26 protein-coding genes and 1 other annotated feature are annotated in these 25808 nt (G+C 27.5%); of the genes, 24 read left to right on the top strand and 2 right to left on the bottom strand.

Going from position 1 to position 25808, the window contains the following annotated elements; genetic code table 11:
- Nucleotides 1–34 precede the first annotated feature (34 nt).
- A complete protein-coding gene (locus tag Q3304_RS05545; RefSeq protein ID WP_054270232.1) occupies nucleotides 35–268 on the bottom strand; it encodes a hypothetical protein in 234 nt (77 codons plus the stop codon).
- A 277-nt stretch (nucleotides 269–545) separates the two neighbouring features.
- On the opposite strand from Q3304_RS05545, the gene Q3304_RS05540 reads away from it, so the two are divergent.
- The 13 genes from Q3304_RS05540 (at nucleotide 546) to Q3304_RS05480 (ending at nucleotide 10586) form a co-directional block, all read left to right on the top strand.
- Entirely contained in the window at nucleotides 546–1136 is a 591-nt protein-coding gene (locus Q3304_RS05540; RefSeq protein WP_223195669.1) for a TetR/AcrR family transcriptional regulator, read from the top strand.
- A 113-nt stretch (nucleotides 1137–1249) separates the two neighbouring features.
- Complete coding sequence (locus tag Q3304_RS05535; protein WP_054276655.1) at nucleotides 1250–2095, top strand: ABC transporter ATP-binding protein; 846 nt, start codon at nucleotides 1250–1252, stop codon at nucleotides 2093–2095.
- Nucleotides 2092–2775, top strand: a complete 684-nt coding sequence (locus Q3304_RS05530) for an ABC transporter permease (protein WP_407814022.1) — start codon at nucleotides 2092–2094, stop codon at nucleotides 2773–2775. The genes Q3304_RS05535 and Q3304_RS05530 overlap by 4 nt, the downstream gene beginning before the upstream one ends.
- Nucleotides 2772–3488: an ABC transporter permease gene (locus Q3304_RS05525; RefSeq protein WP_407814021.1), complete on the top strand. Its 717-nt coding sequence runs from the start codon at nucleotides 2772–2774 to the stop codon at nucleotides 3486–3488. Before Q3304_RS05530 ends, Q3304_RS05525 begins: the two co-directional genes overlap by 4 nt.
- A gap of 96 nt (nucleotides 3489–3584) precedes the next feature.
- Complete coding sequence (locus Q3304_RS05520; protein WP_054276657.1) at nucleotides 3585–3839, top strand: helix-turn-helix transcriptional regulator; 255 nt, start codon at nucleotides 3585–3587, stop codon at nucleotides 3837–3839.
- A complete protein-coding gene (gene def, locus Q3304_RS05515) occupies nucleotides 3820–4275 on the top strand; it encodes a peptide deformylase (RefSeq protein WP_054276658.1) in 456 nt (151 codons plus the stop codon). The genes Q3304_RS05520 and def overlap by 20 nt, the downstream gene beginning before the upstream one ends.
- A 51-nt stretch (nucleotides 4276–4326) precedes the next feature.
- Nucleotides 4327–4788: a pyrimidine dimer DNA glycosylase/endonuclease V gene (locus Q3304_RS05510; RefSeq protein WP_407814020.1), complete on the top strand. Its 462-nt coding sequence runs from the start codon at nucleotides 4327–4329 to the stop codon at nucleotides 4786–4788.
- 53 nt (nucleotides 4789–4841) lie between these two features.
- A complete protein-coding gene (locus tag Q3304_RS05505) occupies nucleotides 4842–5744 on the top strand; it encodes a radical SAM protein (protein WP_074179394.1) in 903 nt (300 codons plus the stop codon).
- Nucleotides 5745–6097: 353 nt separating this feature from the next.
- Nucleotides 6098–6928 carry a class I SAM-dependent methyltransferase gene (locus Q3304_RS05500; RefSeq protein WP_054270241.1) on the top strand — a complete coding sequence of 277 codons (831 nt, stop codon included), beginning with the start codon at nucleotides 6098–6100 and terminating at the stop codon, nucleotides 6926–6928.
- A gap of 249 nt (nucleotides 6929–7177) precedes the next feature.
- Nucleotides 7178–8404: an RtcB family protein gene (locus Q3304_RS05495; RefSeq protein ID WP_167640195.1), complete on the top strand. Its 1227-nt coding sequence runs from the start codon at nucleotides 7178–7180 to the stop codon at nucleotides 8402–8404.
- A gap of 19 nt (nucleotides 8405–8423) precedes the next feature.
- Entirely contained in the window at nucleotides 8424–9185 is a 762-nt protein-coding gene (locus tag Q3304_RS05490) for an EFR1 family ferrodoxin (protein WP_407814019.1), read from the top strand.
- A 31-nt stretch (nucleotides 9186–9216) separates the two neighbouring features.
- Nucleotides 9217–9999 (top strand): PhzF family phenazine biosynthesis protein, encoded by a 783-nt coding sequence (locus tag Q3304_RS05485; protein ID WP_407814018.1) that lies wholly within the window; start codon nucleotides 9217–9219, stop codon nucleotides 9997–9999.
- 167 nt (nucleotides 10000–10166) lie between these two features.
- Nucleotides 10167–10586, top strand: coding sequence for a YjdF family protein (locus tag Q3304_RS05480; RefSeq protein ID WP_054270245.1), 420 nt, complete (start codon nucleotides 10167–10169; stop codon nucleotides 10584–10586).
- A gap of 101 nt (nucleotides 10587–10687) precedes the next feature.
- On the opposite strand, the gene Q3304_RS05475 is transcribed toward Q3304_RS05480, so the two are convergent.
- The gene (locus Q3304_RS05475; RefSeq protein WP_054276665.1) at nucleotides 10688–10954 is read right to left on the bottom strand and encodes a DUF1294 domain-containing protein; all 267 of its coding nucleotides are present in this window, start codon (nucleotides 10952–10954) and stop codon (nucleotides 10688–10690) included.
- Between the two features lie 225 nt (nucleotides 10955–11179).
- Between Q3304_RS05475 and Q3304_RS05470 the strand changes: the two genes are divergently transcribed.
- The 11 genes from Q3304_RS05470 (at nucleotide 11180) to Q3304_RS05420 (ending at nucleotide 25782) form a co-directional block, all read left to right on the top strand.
- Entirely contained in the window at nucleotides 11180–11881 is a 702-nt protein-coding gene (locus tag Q3304_RS05470) for a B3/4 domain-containing protein (RefSeq protein ID WP_054270247.1), read from the top strand.
- Nucleotides 11882–11954: 73 nt separating this feature from the next.
- Nucleotides 11955–12563 carry an NUDIX hydrolase gene (locus tag Q3304_RS05465; RefSeq protein WP_054276666.1) on the top strand — a complete coding sequence of 203 codons (609 nt, stop codon included), beginning with the start codon at nucleotides 11955–11957 and terminating at the stop codon, nucleotides 12561–12563.
- A 437-nt stretch (nucleotides 12564–13000) separates the two neighbouring features.
- On the top strand, nucleotides 13001–14017 hold the full coding sequence (gene gap, locus Q3304_RS05460; RefSeq protein WP_021384519.1) for a type I glyceraldehyde-3-phosphate dehydrogenase: 1017 nt from the start codon (nucleotides 13001–13003) through the stop codon (nucleotides 14015–14017).
- A 385-nt stretch (nucleotides 14018–14402) separates the two neighbouring features.
- Nucleotides 14403–15572, top strand: coding sequence for a hypothetical protein (locus tag Q3304_RS05455; protein ID WP_054270249.1), 1170 nt, complete (start codon nucleotides 14403–14405; stop codon nucleotides 15570–15572).
- A gap of 367 nt (nucleotides 15573–15939) precedes the next feature.
- A complete protein-coding gene (locus Q3304_RS05450; protein ID WP_407814017.1) occupies nucleotides 15940–20193 on the top strand; it encodes an acyl-CoA dehydratase activase-related protein in 4254 nt (1417 codons plus the stop codon).
- Nucleotides 20194–20340: 147 nt separating this feature from the next.
- Nucleotides 20341–20835 (top strand): methylated-DNA--[protein]-cysteine S-methyltransferase, encoded by a 495-nt coding sequence (locus Q3304_RS05445; protein ID WP_407814016.1) that lies wholly within the window; start codon nucleotides 20341–20343, stop codon nucleotides 20833–20835.
- Nucleotides 20836–20949: 114 nt separating this feature from the next.
- Nucleotides 20950–21327, top strand: coding sequence for a C-GCAxxG-C-C family (seleno)protein (locus tag Q3304_RS05440; RefSeq protein ID WP_054270252.1), 378 nt, complete (start codon nucleotides 20950–20952; stop codon nucleotides 21325–21327).
- A gap of 216 nt (nucleotides 21328–21543) precedes the next feature.
- Nucleotides 21544–21987 carry a SufBD protein gene (locus tag Q3304_RS05435; RefSeq protein ID WP_407814015.1) on the top strand — a complete coding sequence of 148 codons (444 nt, stop codon included), beginning with the start codon at nucleotides 21544–21546 and terminating at the stop codon, nucleotides 21985–21987.
- 560 nt (nucleotides 21988–22547) lie between these two features.
- Entirely contained in the window at nucleotides 22548–23855 is a 1308-nt protein-coding gene (locus Q3304_RS05430; protein ID WP_054270254.1) for a hypothetical protein, read from the top strand.
- Nucleotides 23856–23940: 85 nt separating this feature from the next.
- Nucleotides 23941–24203, top strand: a binding site (T-box leader).
- 126 nt (nucleotides 24204–24329) lie between these two features.
- On the top strand, nucleotides 24330–25133 hold the full coding sequence (locus tag Q3304_RS05425; protein WP_054270255.1) for an amino acid ABC transporter substrate-binding protein: 804 nt from the start codon (nucleotides 24330–24332) through the stop codon (nucleotides 25131–25133).
- Nucleotides 25134–25170: 37 nt separating this feature from the next.
- Entirely contained in the window at nucleotides 25171–25782 is a 612-nt protein-coding gene (locus Q3304_RS05420; RefSeq protein ID WP_021384590.1) for an amino acid ABC transporter permease, read from the top strand.
- The last annotated feature ends 26 nt before the right edge of the window (nucleotides 25783–25808 follow it).

Here is a 25808-nt window from a genome sequence, read left to right as displayed (position 1 = left end):
TTTATATATAAATAACCCATATATAATTAACTTTTTATAGTGTTCTAATAGATATTATTGAGCTTAATGGTAAATATAATGTGTAAGTTTCGTTTAAAGTTGGATTAGAGTCATCTATATATCTTGAGCAAAGTGTAATTGATAAGCTGTCTGCTTCTATAATTTCACCATATAGAGGACAACTGCTAAAATAAGAATGCACTTCAACATATTTATTTAAGTTTTCTTGTACATAATCTTGAAAACGGTTCTTTGTAGTAGTAGTCATGAAATCAACTCCTTTATTTTTTATTAAAAATGAAATTTTTAAAAAGATGAATATGATTACTTCTATTAGAAACTAAGTTAAAAAATAAGCAAATAGATATGAAAATTAGAATAATATATTATTTATACTTATATTATAACACTATAGAATAAAAAATGCTATAAAAAATTCAGAATTTTCGAAGATTTTTAAGTATATTAATAAAGCTATTGACAGTTAATAAAAAAAGTATTATATTGACTATATAAAATATTTTAGTCAAAATGGAGGAGAAAAAATGCCTAAATCATATTCTGATAAAGAAAGAGAGTATATAATAAAAAGGCTTAAGGAAGAAGCAAGTTTATGTATGGAGCAATATGGTATCAGAAAGACTACTGTTGATGAGCTTGTAAGAAGGGTAAAAATACCAAAAGGAACTTTTTATTTATTTTTTCAATCAAAAGAAGTACTCTTTTTTGAGGTACTTAGAGATATACATGATTCTATACAGAAACAGATTCTGTACGAAATAGGGAGGATAGATGAAAATATTACATGTGAGCAATTGACAGAGATATTTATGAAATTTTATAAACTAGTTGATAGTACTTCGATTTTAAATATTATGGTAAGTGGAGAACTTGAAATCTTAATGCGAAAGTTACCAGATTCTATAATAGAAGAACATTTCAAACATGATGATTTTGAAATTGGACAGATTATATCTTATATACCAAATGCAAAAAATAAGGATATAGAAAGCTTTAGTGGCGCTTTTAGAGCAGTTTTTCTTACTATGTTATATAAACGAGAAGTTGGAAGTGATTGCTTTGAAGATGCTTTAAGGTTAATGATACATGGATTAGTTATACAACTTATAAAGTAGAGTTTAACTTTTGTTTGCTAATTGTTTTTATAGAGAATAGTTAACAAACAAAAAAATTATCTTTTATTGACTATATAATTAAAATGGTCAAAAAGTAGAAAGGATGGTATAAAATGATTAAGGTTGATAATTTATCATTTAGTTATACAGATAAAGATTTTTTACAAAATATTAACTTTAAGGTAGGGAAGGGGGAAATACTAGGATTCTTGGGTCCATCTGGGGCAGGAAAATCAACACTACAAAAGATTCTAATTGGCATGATAACCAATTACAAAGGAAGTGTAGTTGTTAATGGAATAGAAAGTAAAAAATGTTCAAATAAATTTTATGAAAATATAGGTGTTGATTTTGAATTTCCAAGTTTGTATGAAAAATTGACTGCAATAGAAAATCTAAAATATTTTGGTTCTTTATATTCCAAAAAATTGCTACCTATTGATGAACTATTAAAATCAGTAGGTTTAGAAAATGAAGGAAATAAAAAGATATCTGAATATTCAAAAGGGATGAAATCTAGACTAAATTTTATAAAAGCTCTATTACATAATCCAGATATTTTATTTTTGGATGAACCAACAAGTGGTCTTGACCCATCAAATAGCAAAATTATGAAAGACATAATTTTATCAGAAAAGTCTAAAGGTAAAACTATTATCTTAACAACTCATAATATGCTGGATGCAACAGAGCTTTGTGATAGGGTAGCGTTTATTGTAAATGGAAAAATATCTGCATTAGATACACCACATAACCTTATCATGTCAAAAGGAGCTATAAAAATCAGATATACTTATTTTGATAATGGAGAAAAAACTTCTGAATGTTTTTTGAACAATACTAGTAATGACAAAAACTTGAATATGCTTATTGAAAAAAATAAACTTTTATCAATACATAGTAGCGAACCAACATTAAATGATATTTTCATTGAGATAACAGGGAGGAACTTACAATGAGACTAAAAAACCTTATAGTAGGAGATATAAAGTTTCAATTTAAATATGGTTTTTATTTTTTATATATTATTTTAAGTATTATATATATTTGTGTTATCAATGTATTTCCGACTTTTATGAGAGAAAAGATAGCCATAATTATGATTTATTCTGACCCAGCAGCGATGGGATTGTTTTTTATGGGGGCTATTGTGCTTCTTGAGAAAAGTCAACGAGTTTTAAATTCTTTAACTGTATCTCCAGTAAAAGTGTCAGAATACATTTTATCAAAGGTAATTTCACTAGGAATAATATCTAGTATTGTTGCTATATTTATTGCCAGTGCAGTAAATTTAGATAACATTGTAATAGTAATTATAGGAACTTTTTTTTCTTCTGTTATATTTTCTTTACTTGGATTGATGATTGCAAGTAGAGTATCTAGCTTAAATAAGTTTATTGTTTCAACTATTCCTATTGAGATTATATGTTTTGTTCCACCAATACTCAATGTATTTATTGATACAAAATCATATATAGATTTTTATCCTTTTAATGTATGTATTTCTCTTATTAGTGGGGATAAAAGTTTTATAGTAATTAATATTTTAATTTTAATATTAATGATAATAATAACTTATTTTATAACCTATTATTTTATTTGTAGTAGTTGGAAAAAGGTAGGTGGAATAAAATTATGATAAAGATTATAAATGCTTTTAAACAAGAGTTTGGGCAAGTTAAAAGAGATGCCATCCTTTTTGTAGTATGTGTTTCTCCAATACTGTGTGGAGTATTTATAAAATTTGGAATACCATTAATACAAGATATATTGTCTGATAAATTTTACTATCAGTTAAATTTAAAGTCATATTTCTTGATGTTTGATTTGCTTATGGCTTTTATTACACCTTTTATGTTCTCCTTTGCTTCTACAATGGTCATATTAGGAGAGATTGATGACAATATTTCAAGGTATTTAATAGTAACCCCACTTGGTAAAACTGGTTATCTTATTTCAAGACTTGGAATACCAACTATTTTAGCATTTGTTATTACAGTAGTTTTATTAATGATTTTTTCTTTAACTAAAATCACTTTCTTGTCAAACATATTAATTTCTTTAATAGCTTTGTTACAAGCAACCATTACATCAATGTTGGTGATTTCTTTATCCTCAAATAAATTGGAAGGAATGGCTATTACTAAATTATCAGGTGTTTTTATAATGGGTATTTTAGCACCATTTTTTATTTTTAATAGAGTACAATATATTCTCTTTTTCTTGCCAACATTTTGGTTGTCAAAGGCGTTTAAGGAAAGTAATTATATATATGTATTTATTTCATTTTTTATATCATTAGTATGGGTTTTTTTACTATTTAAAAAATTTAGTAAAAAAATAATCAAGTAAGACAATTTATAGAATGAATGTAAGGTTAACTTGACATTGAGGTTGAAAAATGTTACATTTGAAATGTAAGGTTAACATTACATGAATGGAGTATGTATGAAAAATAAAATAAAGATATTAAGAGAAAAATTAGGTTTAACACAAGAACAACTTGGCATATTAGTTGGAACGTCTAGACAGGCGATAAATGCTATAGAAACTGGTAAAAATGAACCTTCAATATGGTTAGCATATGATATTTCAAGTGTTTTTAATGAGCCAATTGAGAGTGTATTTTTATTTGAAGAAAGTGAAAGAAAATCAAGAGCACAGATAAGTAGGGGGGAACATTATGGCTCTAAGAGAGATTAGAACTTTTGATGATGAAATTTTAAGAAAAAAGAGTAAGTATGTAGAAAATGTAGATAATAAGATAAGAGAGATATTAAATGATATGGCAGAGACTATGTATAATACACCAAATGGTGGAGGACTGGCTGGATGCCAAGTAGGAGTATTAAAACGATTAGTTGTTATAGATTTAGGAGAAGGTCTTATTAAGCTTGTTAATCCTGAAATTGTTAAAGAAGAAGGAGAACAAATTGTTGTTGAAGGTTGTCTAAGTTTTCCTGAAACATGGGGAAAATTAAAAAGACCGAAAAAAGTTACAGTACAAGCTTTAAATGAGTATGGTGAAAAAATAGAAATTAAGGGTTCAGGTTTTATGGCAAAATGTCTTTGTCATGAGATAGACCATTTAAATGGTATAGTTTTTACAGATAAAATTATTGAACATGTAAAGTTATAAGATATACTTAGGATTAAATTTAGAAAATATTTTATAGTGAGGAGTTAAATTATGAGATTATGGCATAAGGATTTAATTGATGTATTACCTAAAAATCAATTAGTGAGTCAATGGAGAGAACTACTTGCTATAAAAGGTTCTATAGATAAAAAAGGTACACCAAATCATCTATTGGTTAATAAGGTCTTGGATTATAGTATAGATGAGTTTAAGTTTTATACAAGAATTATACATGATGAAATGTTAAAGAGAAATTATAAGCCTAATGAACTCAAATATATAAGTATATTAAAGTGGGCAAATAACAATTTCTCAAATGATATATCTAAGGTGCATAGTTTAAGTTTAGAGAATCTATATAATTCTTGGCACAATAAAATATATTTGAGGCAGTGCTTATATAATTTAGAAGAAAAAGCGACCTGTGGAGGAATACCCATGGATGAATGGAATATATTACTTTATAAATATGGTGAAGATTATAAATTATGGTCTGGAAATTACCTACTCTAATTAATTATTATGATTTAATATTGTGATATTATTATGTATAAAGAGGTGATTATTTGTATACTAAGGTAAAATATATTCCAATAGATTGTGAAATAGCTTGTAATAAATTAAAAAGAAGTATGCCCTATAAATGGGATTTAAATATTTATCGTGGATGCGAGCATGGATGTAAATACTGCTATGCTATTTATTCTCATAAATATATTAATTCTAATAATTATTTTGAAGAGATTTATGTGAAAACGAATATAGTAGAAAAACTTGAGAAACAACTTAGAAGCAGTAAGTGGAACAGAGAAGTAATTAATATAGGTGGTGTTACAGATAGCTATCAACCAATAGAGGAAGATTATAAAATTATGCCAGAAATATTAAATCTATTAATAAAGTATAAGACACCAGCTATTATTTCCACAAAATCAGATTTAATCTTGAGAGATTATGATTTGATTGACAAATTATCTAGGATTACATACATAAACATAGCATCTACAATCACAACAGTAAATAAAGATATACAAAAACTTATTGAACCAAATGGTGTAGATTCAATGAGAAGGTTTAATATGTTAAAAGAGTTCAGAAAAACTAACGCATCAGTTGGATTGCATATTATGCCAATTATACCGTATATCACAGATGATTTTGAGAATATAAATTCTTTATTTACATATGCAAGAGAATGTAATGTACATTACGTTTTGCCTGGGATATTGTACTTACGAGGGCTAACTAGAGGTGTCTTTTTTGACTTTGTTAAAAAAGAGTTTCCTGAATTATTTAATAAATTATCAATACTATATAGTACAGGCTCAGCTAATAGAGAGTATAAAAATCAATTGTATAAAATGGTCAATGAACTTAGAAACAAACATTATTTATCAAGTAGTTACTCTAAGGTAATGAATGAAAAATTAAAAAAAACACAAGATGTACAGTTATCTTTTTTTGATTAATTTCAGATATAAAAAATATTTTTAGAGAAATAATTGTGAAATGTTTAAATTAAATCTTATTGACAAATATAAACATTAAATATATAATTAATTCATAAAATAAAAATATGAAAGGATGATGTTGTTCGGTGATACTTGATATCATAAAATCGTTGATATAAGTATTTCTGGAAAAGAGTGAATAAAATCAAATTTAATAAGCAAACAAAGTTAAACTACAGTTTTATTGTTGTGCTTAAAAATATTTGGTTCTATTTTACTCTTATTTAAACTCATCTTTTTGAAGTTAAACCACAGAGTAAACTCTGTGGTTTTTTTATTTTAAAAATAAAAATTTTAAGGAGTGGTATGTTTTGTTGAACAAATTATGTATGTATTTAGAAAGACCAGAGCTTTACAAAAGAAGTGAAATTAATTTTTGGAATGACGAGTACATTTCAAAACAATTATTAAAAGCTCATTTAGATGTTGACTTTGAAGGAGCAAGTAGAAATTTTAACTTTATTGAGGATTCTGTAAATTGGATAGCTACAGTTGCAAGTCCAAAAGATTATCCTAAATTAATTGATTTAGGGTGTGGCCCAGGATTATATGCAGAGAGATTTGCGCAAAAAGGATATAAGGTAACCGGAATTGATTTCTCAAAACGTTCTATTAAATATGCACAAAATAGAAATAAAGAAACGAATTTAAATATAAACTATTTATTTCAAAGTTATTTAAGTATGAATTACAATGAAGAATTTGATTTAGCTACTTTAATTTATTGTGATTATGGAGCTTTATCAACTGAAGACAGAAGATTGTTAATGGAGAAAATTTATAAAAGTTTAAAACCTGGAGGAAAATTGATATTAGATGTATTTACAATAAATAAATACAATGATTTTGAAGAGATTAAGAGCTGGGAAATAAATGAAGATGGGGGATTTTGGAGTAGCGAAAGATATATGTGTATACAAGATAATTGTAAATACAGTGATTATAATACACTTGAGCAAACCCTTGTGATGACAGAAAAACATGAAAATGTATTTTATATTTGGAATCACTATTTTTCAAAAGAAAGTTTTTTATTAGAAATTCAAGATATTGGATTTAAATCTGTTGAGTTTTTTAGTAATGTTAAAGGTGAGGCATATTCTGATGATAGTATGACTATGGGATTAGTTTTACAGAAATAATAAATATTTCTAAATGGATAAATAAAAACTTGAAACCGATAATAATAAAATAATATAAGAAAAGCACATATATTGAAAAATGGGAATTTTTATGTTACTTTTAATACATTATAAATTTACTTATACAAAAGTAAGAGTTAATATTTAGATTGTTATTTCTATATAAAATTTATTTAGATATCTTTTAAAACAATTAATGCTATTAAAAGTAACATATATCTCAAAAGAGCTAAAAAGGATGTGATATTGATGTTAGAGGTTCAAGGAAAGTGTAATAAAGCAAAAATATTTACAGATAATGTAGATAGTACAACTATAAGTCAGATAATAGAATTATGTAATCAGGAGTTTACAGCTAAGTCTAAGATAAGAATAATGCCAGATTGCCATGCAGGTGCTGGTTGTGTAATAGGTACTGTCATGACAATACAAGATAAAATTGTTCCAAATCTTGTTGGAGTTGACATAGGTTGTGGTGTTTTATGTGCAAATCTAGGCAAAATCGATTTGGATTTAAAAAAAATAGATGATTTCATAAGAGAGAAAATACCTCATGGATTTAATATAAATAAATATAGTAAGGCAAATTACAAAAAAGAAATAGAATCATTATACTGTTTAAAAGATATAGGAAAAGCAACTGAGGAATATAACAGGGCAATTGGGAGTCTTGGAGGAGGAAATCATTTCATTGAGTTAGATGAAGATAATGAAAAAAATAAGTATTTAATAATACACTCAGGTAGTAGGAATCTTGGAAATAGAGTAGCAAAATGCTATCAAAAAAAAGCTTATGATTATTATATCAGAGCCAACAATGAATTTGAAGACGATAGTAAAAGACTTATAGAGAAGTATAAAAAGGAAAATAGAGAAGATGAGATTCAAGATGCATTGATTAGGCTTAAAAAAGAGCATAACTTTACTCCTAAAATACCAAAAGATTTATGTTATTTAGAAGGAAGATTAATGGATGATTATCTTCATGATATGGATATTATACAGAGATATGCTGAATTAAACAGAGATACAATGGCTAAAAGAATAATTGAAGAATGCATAGGTCTTAAATTTAATGATTTAGAACATTTTCAAACTATACATAATTATATAGAAATTGAAAATAAGATATTAAGAAAAGGAGCTATAGCAGCATATGAAGGTAGAAAATTACTAATTCCTATAAACATGAGAGATGGTGTTATATTGGGAGTAGGCAAAGGCAATTTAGATTGGGTTAATTCTGCACCTCATGGTGCAGGACGCATACTTTCAAGAGGAGAAGCTAAAAGAAATATAAATATGAAAGATTATGAAGAATCTATGAAAAATATATTTACAACAAGTGTAAATATTAAAACTATTGACGAAGCACCTCAAGCGTACAAACCAATTGATGAGATTGTAGAAAATATAAGAGATACGGTTGACATAATTAATATATTGAAACCTATTTATAATTTTAAATCAAATTAATAATTGTAGGAGTAAATCGATGTTAGGAATATATTTTAGTGGAACAGGTAATTCAAAATACTGTGTAGAAAAATTTTTACAAGAATACGATACAACAGCAAATTCTTATTCTATTGAAGATAGTGAACTTTTAAAATACATCCACAATCATGAGGACATTGTTTTGGGTTATCCTGTACAATATAGTAATGTACCTAAAATATTAAAAGATTTTATAGTCAATAATTCATCCTTGTGGAATGGGAAACGTATTTTTATTATTGCCACTATGGCTCTGTTTAGTGGAGATGGTTCTGGTGTTTTATCTAGAATATTTAAAAAATATGGAGCTACTACTGTTGGTGGGCTACACATAAAGATGCCAGATAGTATAGGAGATGAAAAGGTATTAAAACATTCTTTGGATTACAATAGAAATTTAGTAATAAAAGCAGAAAATAAAATAAAGAAAGCTAGTAAAGATTTGAAGTATGGGATACCACCAAAAGATGGGTTAGGTTTTTTGTGTCATATTGTAGGACTATTTGGACAAAGACTATATTTTATTAATAAAATGAATCGATATACAGACAAACTAAAAATAAATGATGATAAATGTATCATATGTGGTAAATGTATTGATTTATGTCCAATGAATAATTTAGTAATTAAAAATGAAATGGTTGTTTCCAATAGTCAGTGTACAATGTGTTATCGGTGTGTAAATAATTGTCCGAAGCAAGCAATCACATTATTAGGTAAAATGCTTGTTGAACAGAGTAATATTGAGAAATACATATAAGAAAATTGAAATTAGGAAGTGAATATAAGGAATGGAATACTACATAGTTGATGCATTTACAAGTAAATTATTTAAAGGAAATCCTGCTGGAGTTTGTGTACTTGACAAGAGGTTGCCTTTGGAATTAATGCAGAAAATAGCAGAAGAAAACAATCTGCCAGAAACTGCATTTATAGTCAAAAATAAGGAAAATTATGAATTACGATGGTTTACTCCTAAAGCAGAAATTGATTTATGTGGGCATGCAACTTTGGCAGCAGCTTATATAATATCAAATTTTATTGATAGTAATATTCAAAAAATAGAGTTTGTTACTCAAAGTGGAAATCTTAAAGTTACACGAAATGGGAATCTATATGAGTTGACATTTCCAAAACTAATGCCCACTGAAATAGAATTATCACCACAACAAATTGATTTGATAGGTTGTATACCAAGTGCTATTTACTCTTCAAGGGATTTAATTTTACTACTAAATAGTGAACAAGAAGTTATAAATTATGTACCTAATTATGCAAATTTGCGTAAATTGACAGATTGGTTAGGTATAATAATTACAGCACAAGGGAGTAATACAGATTTTGTTTCAAGATATTTTTGTCCAGAATTAGATTCAGAGGACCCTGTAACTGGTTCATCTTATTGTAATTTAATTCCGTATTGGGCTGAAAGATTGGGAAAAAATAAAATGGTAGCAACACAACTGTCTAATCGAGGTGGTATAATTCAGTGTGAATTATTAGAAGATAATACTGTTAGAATTTCTGGTGAAGCAGTTTTATTTATGCAGGGAACAATAAAAATCGATACTTAGAAATTAATTGATATCAACATTGACAATGATTATTAAAAAAGATAATATTTAATTTATAAAGATAAAAACACAGTCTGGTTGGTAGTCCAGACGCAGCAATTGCTGTCAGTAACCTGCCTCCTTGGTTGTCCGTTCTTTAGAAAGTAACTAAATAGGAGGAACTAGCAATGGACAAAGTTAGTGGAAAATTGACAGTTTTATTTGAAGAGCCATTTTGGATAGGTGTATTTGAAAGACAAGATGGTAAGAAATATGAAGCATGTAGAGTAGTTTTTGGAGCAGAACCTAAAGAGGTAGAAGTATATGAATTTATACTTGAAAGATTTTTCTCATTAGATTTTGGTAGTATTAAGTTAGAAAAGAATATAACCAAAGACAAAGTTGGATACAAAAGAATGCAGAGAAAAGTAAAAAAGGAACAAGAAAAAGAAACTATAGGAACTAAGGCTCAAAATGCCCTTAAGCATCAATATGAAGAAAGAAAGCAGGATAAAAAAATTCTAGCTAAAGATAGGAAAGAAGAAGAAAAAGAAAGACTTTTCAATTTGAAACAAGAAAAGAGAAAAGCCAAACATAAAGGTCATTAATTTTAATTAGATGTCTTTTTATGAATTGCTAGAAAAAGGTGTATGAAATCAAAAGTTTCATACACCTTAATTTATTGGAAAAATAAAGTTTTGTATTTCAATTACTTTAAAATATAAAAATATATTAATAATAATTGTAGGAATATTATAAATGGTATTCCAAACGTAAATTTAATATGCTTAGTTTTATGTCTAAAAGAATACATACCAGTTATAGAACCTATACTGCCTCCAATTACAGCCATAGAAATAAGAGTGGCTTCTTTTATTCTCCATTCATTTTTAATTGCTCTTTTTTTATCTATATACATTGAAAAGAAAGCAATAAAATTAATAACTATAAAATATATCAAAATAAAATTTTTCATAATCTAACCTCCATAAAAATATATTATACATTATAAAGTAAGAGTTCTGTTTTTGAAAGTTAAATTTGCAATTAGTACATATAAGATATTTGGAAAGATTAAATATAACATTAATTGGAAAATTTAAAAAACTTAAACAATTGATAAATAGGGGGTATATTTATAAGACATAAAGTGATAAAATTTACTTAGAAAATAATGTAAATAACAGGAGGATAAGACAAAATGAAATTTATAGTAGAAAAAGAAGTCTTTGATAAATTAGAAAATGTATGTTTTGGGGTAGTAGTAGCAAAAGGGATAGATAATACTAAAGAAATTGAAAGAATAAGTAATCTTTTAGATATAAGTATAGATAGAGTAGAAGATTACTTTAAAGATAAAAAAGTGAAAGAATCAGAAGAAATCATACCATATAGAGAAGCCTTTAGAAGCTTGGGAATGAACCCAAACAAATTTATGAGCTCAATAGAAGCAATGACAACAAGAGTTGCTAAGAATAAGAAACTTCCTCATATAAATCCTATTGTAGATTTAGGAAATTCTATTTCTTTAAAATATTTACTTCCAATGGGTGCGCATGATATGGATTTTAGAAATGATGATGTATATGTTAGATTTTCAAAAGAAGGGGATAAATTTGTTCCATTTGGAGAAACTGATGTTGAGTTAATGGAAGAGGGAGAATTAATCTATTCTGTTGGAGATATGGTAAAAACTAGAAGATGGATATGGAGACAAGGAGAGGAAGGAAAAATAACTAATAGTTCAAAAAATATATTTTTCCCTATAGATGGTTTCACTGATGCTAATTTGGATAAAGTAATGAGTGCAAGAGAAGAATTAGCGAAGTTATTAAAAGAAATCTTTGATTGTGAGATTAAAGTAGGTTTTGTAGATAAAGATAATCCAGAAATGGAAATATAATAAGGTAAATATTTATTAAGGCATCATATTTATATTTGCTTGATGGTATTAAAAAAGAAAGGTCGTAGTAAATTTGAAAAAAACTATAATAAATAATGTAAATCCATTGATTGAAAATAAGTTTATAGGACTTTTTGAAATTGAGTATAAGAATAAATTGAATGAAGATAAGGTTTGGATGGTAGCATCAAGAAAAAGTCATGAAGAACTAAAACGCATTTATTTGAAAAATGAAGAAGATAGTGCAGATGCAGTTGTAATAGTGGGACTTCATAAAAGTAGTGGAAAACTGATTTTGATAAAACAATTTAGAGTACCTATCAATGACTATATATATGAATTACCAGCAGGGCTTGTTGATGAAGGTGAATCTATAGGGACTTCTGTTGAAAGAGAACTTAGAGAAGAAACAGGACTTACTCTTTTAGAAATCAAAAAAGATAAGAGTAAAGATAAAGTATACTTATCTCCTGGAATGAGTGATGAATCTGTTGCATTTATCTATTGTATATGTGATGGAGAGATAACAGATGAATTTTTAGAACCTGATGAAGACATTGAAGCTTTTTTAATCTCGCAAGAAGAAGCCAAAGAGATTCTAGCAAGTAATCATAAAATAGATACAAAAGCATTTTTAATTTTACAGATGTTTGTAAGTTTAGGAACTAAATTATTTGAATAGTTATAGAAAAGAGATTATAGATATGATTAAAGTTTATTTTAGTTATAGAAATTATAATCTCTTTTTTGTGTATTAAAGTTTAAAAGTTTATATATTTTTGGGCTAAATAATAATTTATCTGTTTTTTATTATTTTAAATTAAAAAAGAGTATCTAATATAGTATATTTTATGAATAAGTATAGTTTAAAAATTCAAAAAAAAGATGGCGAAATATGTCCCAAGGGACATTGAGTAAAATAAATGACTTCAGACCTCGCATGATAAAAAGTATATACTAAATGAGGGTTAAAACAGATAAAAATGATACACTAATTCTCTTTTGATAATAAAAAAACATAGAATTTAATTATTTAATCAAGAAAAAGTATTGAACAAATGATTTGTTTAGTGTACAATAATCATGTAAAAACATAGTAATGGAGGGAGACATTTCATAATGAAAATTAAGGTAGGAATGAACGGATTTGGAAGAATAGGAAGAGCTGTATTAAGAATAGCTCAAGAAGAATTAGGAGATAATATAGAAATTGTAGCCATAAATGCAAGAGCAACAACAGAATCTTTGGCACATTTATTTACATATGATTCATGCTATGGAACTTTTAGAGGTGAAGTAGAAGCAAAAGATGAAGATACTTTAGTAGTAAATTCTAAGGAAATAAAAATATTAAGATATAATGACCCAGAAGAATTACCATGGAAGGAACTTGGAGTTGATATAGTAATAGAATCAACAGGATTGTTTACACAAAGAGAAAAGGCAGAAAAGCATATTAAAGCAGGAGCAAAAAAAGTAATTATAACAGCTCCAGGAAAAAATGAAGATATAACTATAGTTATTGGAGTTAATGAAGAACAATATGATAATGAAAAGCACAATATAATTTCAAATGCATCTTGTACTACAAATTGCCTAGCACCATTTGCTAAAGTATTGGACGAAAAATTTGGTATAGTAAAAGGCTTAATGACTACAGTACATTCATATACTAACGATCAAAGAATATTAGATAAGAGCCATAAAGACTTGAGAAGAGCAAGAGCAGCGGCTGAATCTATAATACCTACCACTACAGGAGCAGCAAAAGCTGTGTCAAGAGTATTACCACAATTAGAAGGAAAATTAAATGGTTTTTCACTTAGAGTGCCAACACCAACAGTTTCACTTGTTGATTTAGTGTGTGAACTTAAAGAAAACGTTACAGTTGAAGAAGTAAACTCTGCATTAAAAGATGCTGCTGAAGGAGAATTAAAAGGAGTTCTAGGATATTGTGACAAACCACTTGTTTCTATAGACTTTAGAGGAGATTCTAGATCATCTATTATAGATGCTCTATCCACAATGGCTATAGAAGACAATATGGTTAAAGTAGTGTCATGGTACGATAATGAATGGGGATATTCATCAAGAACAGTTGATTTAGTAAAATATATAGCTGAAAAATTACAATAATACATAACTTTTTTAAAAAAAATTTAAAAAAAATTCCATAAAATTATCAAAAAAGATTATGAAAAATATTGAAGGAAAAATTTTTTCATAATCTTTTTTGTTTACTATAAAAGATACAAGTTACAACTTATAGGTGGATATTAGGTCGTTAGAGTAACATGTGTATAATTAGTAAGGAATCATACTTTTTCTAAAATGAAGGATAAGATGTCGAAAGCTTGCATAAATCTGAAAAATTTTTATTATTAAAATACTGATTTTAATTTTAATTATGATAAAAAAATGACAAATAAAGTTGCAAACAGTAATATTTATAAGTATAATTAAAAAAGAGAAAAGGTTTTGTTAAACTTTACAACAAAAGAAAAAGAAGGGATGATTCAAAATGGAGAAGTTAACAGACAGGAGACAGGTTAAGGCAGTAAGCATGGAAACTTTTGTTTTCTTAATATTACTAGTAGTTGGTTTTGGATATGTTGGTAGTATTATGGGAGCTGGAATGATGTTCAAAGTAATAATGAGTACAGCACATGCTTTACTATTAGAGACAGTTTTCTTAATTATGGCTATGGCAGTTCTTGCAGGCGCATTAAGCGCACTACTTTCAGAGTTTGGAGTAATAGCATTAATTAATAAAATTTTCGCTATATTTATGAAGCCTTTGTATGGATTGCCTGGTGCTAGTATAGCAGGAGCTATAACAACTTATTTATCAGATAATCCAGCTATTATACCTTTTGCTAAAGATAAAACATTCACACAGTACTTTAAAAAATATCAAGTTCCAGCATTATGTAACTTAGGAACAGCTTTTGGTATGGGACTTATCTTAACAACATTTATGATTTCACAAGGTACAGAATATGTACTTCCAGCATTAATTGGTAATTTAGGTGCTGTTATAGGTAGTATAGTAAGCGTTAGAATAATGTTGACATTTACTAAGAAATTTTATAAATACAATCCAGAGGAAGATAAAGCAACAGGGTCACTAGAGAAAAAAGCCGAATTTAGAGAAGTCAGAGAAGGAAATGTGTTCCAAAGAGCTTTAGATGCAATTCTTGAGGGTGGTAAAATGGGAGTAGATATGGGAATGGCTATAATCCCAGGTGTCCTAGTAGTATGTACATTAGTCATGCTATTAACTTTTGGACCATCTACAGACCCTGTTACAGGTCAAGAGGTTTATACAGGAGCTGCATATGAAGGAATAAGATTACTTCCAGTTATTGGAGATAAACTTGGATTTATATTAGAACCATTGTTTGGATTTACATCACCAGAAGCAATAGCTTTCCCTATAACTTCACTGGGAGCTGTTGGAGCAGCAATGTCTTTAGTTCCAGAATTTATAAAATCAGGAGCTATAACTCCTAATGATATAGCAGTGTTTACAGCTATGGGGATGTGTTGGAGTGGATATTTAAGTACACATATTGGTATGATGGATGCATTAAATGCTAGACAATTAGCAGGTAAAGCTATTCTTTCTCATACAATAGGTGGTTTATGTGCAGGAGCAGCAGCCCACTTCATATTTATGCTCGTAGGATAAGTATAGTTAATAAAATATAGTATATAAGAAATGGTTGTTAGTGTACAAGAAGAATTTGTACGCTAACAACCATTTTTTGATGAATGAAGATAATATATAAATATTAAGTAGATATTAGAGTTACGTTATATTTATGTAAAAAGTAACAAAAATCTGTAGAAATTTATGACAAAATTTAGTACACTAACTATATGTTCTTATTTAAAATTTAAGGTTAGGATTGGGAATTACCTAGTAGAGTAAGCTTGATTAATAAAACAATCATAAAATAAAAATATTAGTCATAAAGATTATAGAATAACTTACTTAAAATAAAGCCATAGAACTTACAAAAATTAAAAAAAGCATATAAGTATGGAGGGATACAATGGATGAATTATTTCATATAGGAATTGATGTAGGTTCTACAACGGTGAAGGTTGTGGTACTTAATAATAGTAATAATATAGTTCATAAAGAATATAGAAGACATTATTCTGATGTGAAAAAATCAGTTAAAGAAGTACTAAATGGTATATATGAAAAATTGGGAAATATAAATACTAAGATTGTAATAACTGGTTCAGGTGGAATTGGAATATCTAAAAAACTAGAAGTAAAATTTGTTCAGGAAGTTATATCTAGTACAAAAGCAATAGAATATTTCCATCCTGAAACTGATGTTGTCATAGAACTTGGAGGTGAAGATGCAAAAATAACGTATCTGAGTGGAGGAATAGACCAAAGAATGAATGGGATATGTGCAGGTGGTACAGGAGCATTTATAGACCAGATGGCGTCACTTTTAAAGACAGATGCTAGTGGATTAAATGAGCTAGCAAAAGAGTACAATGTTATATATCCAATAGCTTCAAGATGTGGTGTTTTTGCTAAAACAGATATTCAACCTCTCATAAATGATGGAGCTAAGCAGACTGATATCGCCATGAGTATCTTTAATGCTGTTGTCGTACAAACTGTAAGTGTTCTTTCTTGTGGAAGAAAAATAGAAGGGAATGTAGCATTTTTAGGCGGTCCATTGTACTTTTTATCTGAGCTTAGAGAAGCATTTAAAAGAGTATTAGATTTAAAAGATGAAAATATAATTTTTCCAGAAGATGCACAACTTTATATCGCTATTGGAGCGGGATTATTATCAGTAGATGAAGACAGTATAAATTTAGAGTCTCTAATAGAAAAGCTAGATAGTATAGAGAATATTGAAGATGGAGAAGTAAATTTATTAGAACCATTATTTAGAGATAAAAACGAATATGAAGAGTTTTCAAGAAGACATGAAAAAGAAAAAATAAACTATGTAGATATAAATTCAATCAAAGGTAATTGTTATTTAGGAATTGATGCAGGTTCCACTACTACTAAAGCAGCTCTTATTGATGAAGAAGGAAGACTTGTATATTCTTATTATAATAGTAATGAAGGAAATCCATTAAAAACTACTATTAAAGTTATAAACGAAATATATGATATATTGCCAAAGGACGTTAAAATACTGAGCTCAACTGTAACTGGATATGGAGAAGGTCTTATTAAAAAAGCATTAAAAATTGATAATGGAGAAATAGAAACTATAGCACATTATAAAGCTGCTAAATTTTTCAATAAAGATGTAGATTTTATACTTGATATTGGTGGCCAAGACATGAAGTGCCTAAAAATAAAAGATGGAGTAATTGACAATATAATATTAAATGAAGCTTGTTCTTCAGGTTGTGGCTCATTTTTAGAAACATTTGCAACTTCTCTATCTATGACAATAGAAGAATTTGCACATGAAGGGATTTATTCTCAAAATCCTGTAGACTTAGGTTCAAGATGTACTGTGTTTATGAATTCTAGAGTAAAACAGTCTCAAAAAGAAGGAGCAAGTATTGGAGATATATCAGCAGGGTTATCTTATTCTGTAATAAAAAATGCTTTGTTTAAAGTAATAAAAATTAGAGATTTAAATGAAATTGGTAGCAATATTGTTGTACAAGGTGGAACATTTTATAATGATTTGGTGCTTAGAAGCTTTGAAAAATTAATTGAAAAAAATGTAATTAGACCTAATATTTCAGGCATTATGGGTGCTTTTGGTTCAGCACTTATAGCAAAAGAAAAGTATGAAAGTGGCTATCAAACATCTTTATTATCTAAGGAAGAATTGAATAATATAAAGCTAGAATCAAGTGTAACTAGATGTAAAGGATGCTCAAATCATTGTCTTCTTACTATAAATAAATTTTCTGATAATGAAATTTTTATTTCGGGAAATAGATGTGAGAAAGGTGAAGCTATCTATGGTGATAAAAAAATAGGACTAGAAAAGAAAAAACCAATAAATTTATTTAAGTACAAATATGATAGGATTTTTAGATATAAACCACTAGAAAAAGAAGAAGCAAAAAATGGAGAGATTGGGATACCAAGAGTATTAAATATGTATGAAGATTATCCATTTTGGTTTACTTTTTTCAATAATATGGGATTTAGAGTTGTACTTTCAGATAGGTCATCAAAACGATTATATGAAACTGGTATAACTAGTATTGCTTCTGAAACAGTTTGCTATCCAGGAAAATTAGTTCATGGACATATAGAAAACTTAATTGCAAAGGGCATAAAAAATATATTTTATCCAAGCGTAACGAATGAAAATAAAGAGGATTCAAGCGCTGATAATTATTATAATTGTCCTGTTGTAATATCATATTCTGAAGTAATAAAAAATAATGTGGAAAATATAAGAAATAAGAACATAAACTATATAAATCCATTCATAAGTCTAAATGACAAAGAAAAATTGAAAAAAAGACTTTATGAAGAATTATCAAAAAGTTTTTCAGATATAAATATAACTAAAGAAGAAATTAATAATGCAGTTGATAAAGCCACTGATGAACAAAATTCCTTTAAAATGGAAATACAGGCTGCAGGAGAAAGAGCGCTTAAAGAAATAAAAGAAAGAGATATGAAGGGGATTGTGTTATGCGGGAGACCATATCATATAGACCCAGAAATAAATCATGGTATGCCAGAACTTATAAACTCATTAGATATGGCAGTACTTACTGAAGATTCAATATGCCACCTAGCAAATATACAAAGACCTCTTAGAGTTGTAGACCAATGGGTATATCATTCAAGATTGTATAAAGCAGCAAGCTTTGTGAGAGATAAAAATTATTTAGAATTGGTTCAACTTAATTCATTTGGATGTGGATTGGATGCAGTAACCACAGACCAAGTTCAGGAAATACTTAATGAAAAATCAAAGATATATACTATCATAAAGATTGATGAAGGCAACAATTTAGGTGCTGCTAAAATAAGAATGAGGTCTTTAAAAGCAGCCATGTTTGAAAGAGAAAGCAAAAATATAGATGTTAAAAATATAAAGATAAATAGGATACAATATGCTAAAAATAATCAAATAACGAACAAACATACTATATTAGCTCCACAAATGTCTCCAATACATTTTCAATTTCTTGAAAAGGCTGTGAATTTAAGTGGTTATAATATAGAGGTTTTAAAAGATACAGATAGCAATGTAATTGAAGAGGGACTAAGATATGTAAATAATGATGCTTGTTATCCAGCTATAATAGTTGTGGGTCAATTAATAACAGCATTAAAATCTGGTAAATATGATTTAAATAACACCTCTGTTACTATAACTCAGACTGGTGGAGGTTGTAGAGCTACAAATTATATTGGATTCTTGAGAAAAGCTATGTATGATGCTGGATTTAAAGATGTTCCTGTAATAGCACTTAGTGTAAATGGAATAGAAGATAGCGGAATAATGGATAATATATCACTAAAATTAATCAATAGACTTTTTATGGCAGTTGTATATGGAGATTTATTGATGAAGGTACTTTATAGGGTGAGACCATATGAAAAGGTAACTGGAAGTGCAAATGCTCTATATGAGAAATGGGTTGATATATGTAAAACCTCTCTTGTCAAAGCAAAGATTTCTGTATTTACTAAAAATATAAAAGATATAGTAAAGGAATTTGATAACTTAGAGATACTTGATGTAAAAAAACCAAAAGTAGGTTTAGTAGGAGAAATTTTAGTGAAATTCCATCCAATCGCAAATAATAATTTAGTAGATATATTGGAGCGAGAAGGTGCCGAAGCAGTTGTTCCAGACCTTACAAATTTCTTCTTAAGTTGTGCATTCAATACTATTTATAAACATACTCATTTAGAGGGAAGTAGAAAGAGTAGAATTATAGGAGAAGCATTTATATACATAACTGGAATATACCAAAGGGTGTATAAGAAGGCACTTGATAAGAGCAAAAGATTTTATGCACCAGGGAACATAAAGACTGTTGCTAAAAATACAGAACCAGTAGTGTCATTAGGTAATCAAACTGGAGAAGGTTGGCTTTTAACTGGAGAGATGGTTGAGCTTTTAAATGAAGGTGTAGAAAATATTATTTGTATGCAACCTTTTGGATGTTTGCCTAATCATATAATTGGTAAAGGTTCTATAAAAGAATTAAAAAGATTGTATAAAAATGCAAATATAATACCTATTGATTATGACCCTTCTGCAAGTGAGGTAAATCAGCTTAACAGGATAAAACTTATGCTTTCTAAAGCTTTCAAAAATATATAAAATTGATGTTTTGATATATTAAAAGTTAATAAATTAAAAAAATATTATATATTAAGCAGTTATAAAAGAAGAGTTATCCTATTTTTTAGGGTAACTCTTTATTAGTTAAAAAATTATATGTATACTAAAGTAAAGGGGGAAAGTTATATGAATCTAGTATATGATGTTTATCAATCTAAAATAGGAAATTTGTACATATTAAGTGAAGATGGTTTTATAGTCAGCATAGATATAGGAGATGAAAAGTTTAATAAATTAAAAGATGAATATATCAAAAAAGGAATTGAAATAAAAAGAAGCAAGGAAGATTTAAAAGAAGCTATAAATCAGATAGATGATTATTTTAAGGGAAAAAGAAAGGCATTTGATTTAGATATTCGTATTGAAGGGACTGAGTTTCAAAAATCAGTTTATAGGGAAATGTTAAAAATACCATATGGAGAGACCTTGTATTATTCAGATATAGCACAAAATATAAATAATCCAAAATCGGTGAGAGCAATAGGACAAGCAAGTAAAAGTAATAAAATTCCAATAATAATACCTTGCCATAGAGTGGTTGGTAAAAATAATATTGGTGGATATATGGGAAATCATTCTGATTTGAAAGAGATACTATTAAACTTAGAAAAAAGTATATAATCTAGAAAAAAGTGTTTTTGTTGTTAAAATTTGATATAATAATGGTAAAAAGAAGTGTTTTTTACAAAAATATCAAAAAAATATTTTAATTTATAAATACGAGGGGGAATTTTAATGTGTAATAAAGTTATAGCATCAAAATATCATGAAAAAGGTTTTAATTGTGCAGAATCAGTTATAAAAGCATATAATGAGGAATTTAATACAGATATACCAGTTTGTTTAGGAAGTGGACTAGGTTCAGGTTGTGGAGTTGCTAGTTTATGTGGTGCAGTAAATGCCTCAAATATAATAATTGGATATGTAAAAGGCAGAAATCATGAAGATGAAAGTACTAAAGCTAAAGTGTATGCTAAAGATTTGACTACAACAGTAAGAAAAGAGTATGGCTCAGAACTATGTATAGACTTAAAAAAAGATTTAGTTGCATGTAGAGAGATAATGGATTTTGCATATGATAGTCTAAAGGAAACTTTAAAAAAAGAATTATAAAAAAATAAGCTATCAAGTATAAATTATTTGATAGCTTATTTTTTTAGCCTATAATCAATAAGTTTATAATATTTTATGATTACTGTTTGTAAATAAATAGTAAGTGATTTTAGTAGAATTTTAGAAATTTTTTTAATATAGACATTTATTTATATCCATTCTTGGATATATTATACTTTGTTTAAATAGATGTTTGTTATGAGGGAGATGAGAAGATTGGAAGATATAAATTTACTTATTAACAAATTATATTCAAAAAATCACAATGAAGCATATAAAACTTTTTTGTTTTTAGAAAATGAAAGTATGAAATCAAATATTACATATTGTTTTTTTGATTCATTTTTAGAGATGCTCAATAATGAAAGCTCATATATTAGGGCAAGAGGACTTCTATTAATAGCAGCAAATGCTCAATGGGATACCGAAAATAAAATTGAAATAAATATAGATTGTATTTTAAGTCACATTGCAGATAAGAAACCCTCTGTTTCAAGAATGTTTATTAAATCATTACCTAAGATTACAAAGCATAAAAAAAATCTTATCCATCGTATACAAATGGAGTTAAGTAATGCAAACATAAGTATTTATAATAACAATATGAAACCATTAGTGGAAAAAGATATAAGTGAAGTTTTATCTAAGCTTGAAAATTGATGGAAGTAAAAGACTATTAATGTAATGATAAAGTTCTATACATCAAAATAGAATATTTTCAGTTTTATGGCAGCTTTGAAACAATAAATCAAAGCTGCCATTTTTGTTTGAAAAATTATTTAAAAAAAGATAAGATTATTAGTTTTTTAACTAAATAATGTACATATGAGGTCTTATGTAATATGTTATAAGATATTTGATAAATTAAATGTTTTCTTTGACAATACATATATAGTGATGATAATATCTAAATGAATAAAAACAAAGGAAATAAATATATAATATGAAATTATAAAACTATGCTATAATTACAAGGAAGGATGTAATAAACTGTAGAAATTGCAAGTAAGTAATATAAATTTTTAAAGAATTAAATTTAAATAAATTACATAATGTATTAAATAAACGATGATACTAGAATGACACTATTTTTATAAGAAATTATTAAAGTACATAAGTAATGAAATAATACGCTAAATTATATAATAGATTGAGTTTTACTAAATAAAAAAGAACTACAATCCCTATGTTATTATACAAAAGCAAAGGTGGGAATTAAAATGAAAGCAATTGATGATGCTATAACATCAGAGTATTTAAGCTATGGTATCAATGAAGATATTAATATCTATGAAGGTCGGTTTTGCATATATTTAGATAAAAAATATAGATGTAATGGAAAAATTTATTATAAAATGACACCTCCAATATCTATAAACTTTAAGGCAGATATAGGTTGTATTGAAGAAATAGATAATGATGATGATAATTTAGCTTTAGATTATGATAATGCTATTCTTGAAGTTCATGGTTATAAAATCATTTCCATAACAATAAACACTTTAAGTGATGTTACTATAGAAGGATATATCAATGATGACTGTATAAAATCCAAAAACTCTTATGTTGAACATGTAGATTTTAATATAATCAACTTAGATAAAATACCAGGCAAACTCATTAAATATAATGATAAAGTATATGCAGGTAGAATCGAATTTGATATAAATGATTATGTTGTGACTATAGATAAAAGATATGATTATAGAAAAGAACTTAAGTCAGATTTAAGGTCTAAGTCTGGAGCAATAATAACTCATATAGGTAGAGTTAGAAGAAAAGATGGTAGAATTTTTAGAACAAACAATACAATAAATCTTTTAGATAGAATATCAACAGCTTTGAGTTTTATGTGTGGAAGGTATGTTGGATTTTGTTTGGCCAAAGGATATAGAAGTGGAAATGAAGTCTATAGAATATGGAATGAAAATCAGATATCTCCATTTAGATATGTACCAACATGGTCAGATACACTTTCAAACTATCATAATATGGAGAAATATATAAGTCTTATGTGCAAAAAATTAGAAGATTTTTATTATGGTTCTGCCATAAAAAGTGTTACTGACTGGTATATAGAATCTCTTGGAAGTGTTACTATGGAAAATAACATAATATCTGTACAAATTGCACTTGAAACTCTATCATATGTAATTTTAGTAGAGCAAAATAAAATACTTACAGATGAAGCTTTTGATTGTAACTTAGCATCTAAAAATATAAGACTATTACTTGATACATGCAAAATACCATATGGAAAACATGAATTAAATATATTTGATAATACAATAAAAAACAAGTTTGATGATGGGGTAGATTTAGTGATTTATTTAAGGAATAGTATAGTTCATCCAAGCAGGAGAACTCATAGAGCTGTGTTAGAAGTTGAAGATATTTGGAATATAATCTCAATAGGAACAAGATATATTGAGCTTGTTTTACTCTTTATTTTGGGGTATAGAGGTGAGTATTCCAATAGATTAGTAGAACGATGTTATGGTGAAGTAGAAGTTGTTCCTTGGAATTAAATTTTTATATTTATTTTAAAATATATATTGACAGATATTGCCTTATGCTATAAAATCAATATCATAATAACAATTCAAAACAACATTAAATGCTAAGAAAAGAAATAGTAGAAGTAGTTAATCTTAAACAGAGAGTTTCCGATTGGTGAGAGGAGCAATAGATTTTACTTTGAACACATCTTTGAGCAGAACTCTGAAAGAGTAAAGATACTTCATTAGGAGCTTTCCGGAATCCTTGCACCCGTTATAGTGCTAGAGTATAATTATTTTATTGTACTTAAAGAGGTTAGTGTCGTGAGGCATTAATGAACAGAGGTGGAACCACGAGAGTCAACTCCCGTCCTCTAGCAGAAGCTAGAGACGGGAGTTTTTTTAATATAATTTTTTAAGCGCGCAGAGAATTATATTGCAACAGATATACTTTTTAAAAAATAATCAAAATATTTAAAAATTTAAAAGATGAGGGAGAATATTATGAAAAATATATTAAAAAAATTAGGAATATTTACAATTATGTTAGGCTTAGTAAGTGGAATGGCAGGTTGTTCAAAATCAAATGATGAAAAGGGCAAAGATGCTTCAAAAGAAGCAAAAAAAGAAGTAATTGTAGGGTTTGATAATACATTTGTTCCAATGGGATTTTTAGATGAAAAAGGAGATACTGTAGGATTTGATGTAGAGTTAGCTAAAGAGACATTTAAGAGACTTGGAATGGAAGTTAAGTTCCAACCAATAGATTGGTCAATGAAAGAAACTGAGTTAAATGACTCAAAGACTGTAGATGTATTATGGAATGGGTACTCTATAACAGATGAAAGAAAGAAAATAGTATCATATACAGAACCATATTTACAAAATAAACAGATAATAGTTACTTTAAGTGATTCAAAAGTAAATTCAAAAGCAGATTTAAAAGATAAAGAAGTTGGAACACAACAAGGTTCAACAGCACTTGATGCAGTGGAAAAGGATAAAGATTTCATGAATAGCTTAAAAGGTGGAGCACCAGTTCTTTATGATACTTATGATAAAGCACTTAGAGATTTAGAAATAGGTAGAACTAGTGCAGTTGTTGGTGATGAAGTTTTAATTAGATACTATATGGGTCAAAAAGGTGAAGATAAATACAAAGTGTTAAAAGAAGATTTTGGATTAGAAGATTATGTTGTAGCAACTTCTAAAGAAAATCCAGAACTTTGTAAGAAAATAAATGAAACATTAAAAGAAATGAAAAAAGATGGAGCTTTTGACAAAATTTATGATAAGTGGTTTAAGTAAAAGATAGATTAGCTGTTAAGAAGGGGGCACTATAGGCATGTTACAAGGTTTAGAGATAGTTATAGCAATGTTTTGTATAACATTGATAGTATCAATTCCATTGGGGATTGCAGTTGCATTTTTAAGATTATCAAAAAATAAATTAATAAGTGGTATTACACAATGTTATATATTAATAATGAGAGGGACACCTTTACTTTTACAGATGATAGTCATATTTTATGGATTACCTCTTTTAGGAATTGTATTTGACAGATTTACAGCTGGAATAGTAGCTTTCTTCTTAAATTATGCAGCATATTTTGCAGAAATATTTAGAGGTGGAATACAGTCAATCGATAGAGGACAATATGAAGCTTCAAAAGTACTAGGATTTGATAAATTTACAATGTATAAGAGAATAATCTTTCCACAGGTTTTTAAAAGAATACTAGCACCTATTTCAAATGAAGTAATCACATTAGTAAAAGATACATCTTTAGTATATATATTAGGATTAAATGATATTTTAAGAATATCTCAAATAGCAATGAACAGAGAAGCAAGCTTATTACCACTATTTGAGGCAGGGGCAATATATCTTATATTTGTAGCTATACTTACTAAGGGATTTGAATTACTTGAAAAAAAATATTCTTATTATAGATAAAGTTACAATATTATAGGAGGAGGTTT

This window comes from Clostridioides sp. GD02377 (assembly GCF_045899875.1).
Lineage (GTDB): Bacteria > Bacillota > Clostridia > Peptostreptococcales > Peptostreptococcaceae > Clostridioides > Clostridioides difficile_A.
Note: the sequence above shows the minus strand (reverse complement) of the source record. Positions and strands in the feature narration are given on the sequence as shown.

Bases quoted from the DNA above. Each gene is read 5' to 3' on its own strand.
- Q3304_RS05485 (WP_407814018.1), top strand. From the start codon at position 9,217: ATGGAATACTACATAGTTGATGCATTTACAAGTAAATTATTTAAAGGA.
- gap (WP_021384519.1), top strand. From the start codon at position 13,001: ATGAAAATTAAGGTAGGAATGAACGGATTTGGAAGAATAGGAAGAGCT.
- Q3304_RS05425 (WP_054270255.1), top strand. From the start codon at position 24,330: ATGAAAAATATATTAAAAAAATTAGGAATATTTACAATTATGTTAGGC.
- Q3304_RS05495 (WP_167640195.1), top strand. From the start codon at position 7,178: ATGTTAGAGGTTCAAGGAAAGTGTAATAAAGCAAAAATATTTACAGAT.
- Q3304_RS05540 (WP_223195669.1), top strand. From the start codon at position 546: ATGCCTAAATCATATTCTGATAAAGAAAGAGAGTATATAATAAAAAGG.
- Q3304_RS05545 (WP_054270232.1), bottom strand. From the start codon at position 268: ATGACTACTACTACAAAGAACCGTTTTCAAGATTATGTACAAGAAAAC.
- Q3304_RS05535 (WP_054276655.1), top strand. From the start codon at position 1,250: ATGATTAAGGTTGATAATTTATCATTTAGTTATACAGATAAAGATTTT.
- Q3304_RS05520 (WP_054276657.1), top strand. From the start codon at position 3,585: ATGAAAAATAAAATAAAGATATTAAGAGAAAAATTAGGTTTAACACAA.
- Q3304_RS05510 (WP_407814020.1), top strand. From the start codon at position 4,327: ATGAGATTATGGCATAAGGATTTAATTGATGTATTACCTAAAAATCAA.
- Q3304_RS05430 (WP_054270254.1), top strand. From the start codon at position 22,548: ATGAAAGCAATTGATGATGCTATAACATCAGAGTATTTAAGCTATGGT.
- Q3304_RS05490 (WP_407814019.1), top strand. From the start codon at position 8,424: ATGTTAGGAATATATTTTAGTGGAACAGGTAATTCAAAATACTGTGTA.
- Q3304_RS05440 (WP_054270252.1), top strand. From the start codon at position 20,950: ATGTGTAATAAAGTTATAGCATCAAAATATCATGAAAAAGGTTTTAAT.
- Q3304_RS05445 (WP_407814016.1), top strand. From the start codon at position 20,341: ATGAATCTAGTATATGATGTTTATCAATCTAAAATAGGAAATTTGTAC.
- Q3304_RS05475 (WP_054276665.1), bottom strand. From the start codon at position 10,954: ATGAAAAATTTTATTTTGATATATTTTATAGTTATTAATTTTATTGCT.
- Q3304_RS05450 (WP_407814017.1), top strand. From the start codon at position 15,940: ATGGATGAATTATTTCATATAGGAATTGATGTAGGTTCTACAACGGTG.
- Q3304_RS05420 (WP_021384590.1), top strand. From the start codon at position 25,171: ATGTTACAAGGTTTAGAGATAGTTATAGCAATGTTTTGTATAACATTG.
- def (WP_054276658.1), top strand. From the start codon at position 3,820: ATGGCTCTAAGAGAGATTAGAACTTTTGATGATGAAATTTTAAGAAAA.
- Q3304_RS05525 (WP_407814021.1), top strand. From the start codon at position 2,772: ATGATAAAGATTATAAATGCTTTTAAACAAGAGTTTGGGCAAGTTAAA.
- Q3304_RS05530 (WP_407814022.1), top strand. From the start codon at position 2,092: ATGAGACTAAAAAACCTTATAGTAGGAGATATAAAGTTTCAATTTAAA.
- Q3304_RS05455 (WP_054270249.1), top strand. From the start codon at position 14,403: ATGGAGAAGTTAACAGACAGGAGACAGGTTAAGGCAGTAAGCATGGAA.
- Q3304_RS05470 (WP_054270247.1), top strand. From the start codon at position 11,180: ATGAAATTTATAGTAGAAAAAGAAGTCTTTGATAAATTAGAAAATGTA.
- Q3304_RS05480 (WP_054270245.1), top strand. From the start codon at position 10,167: ATGGACAAAGTTAGTGGAAAATTGACAGTTTTATTTGAAGAGCCATTT.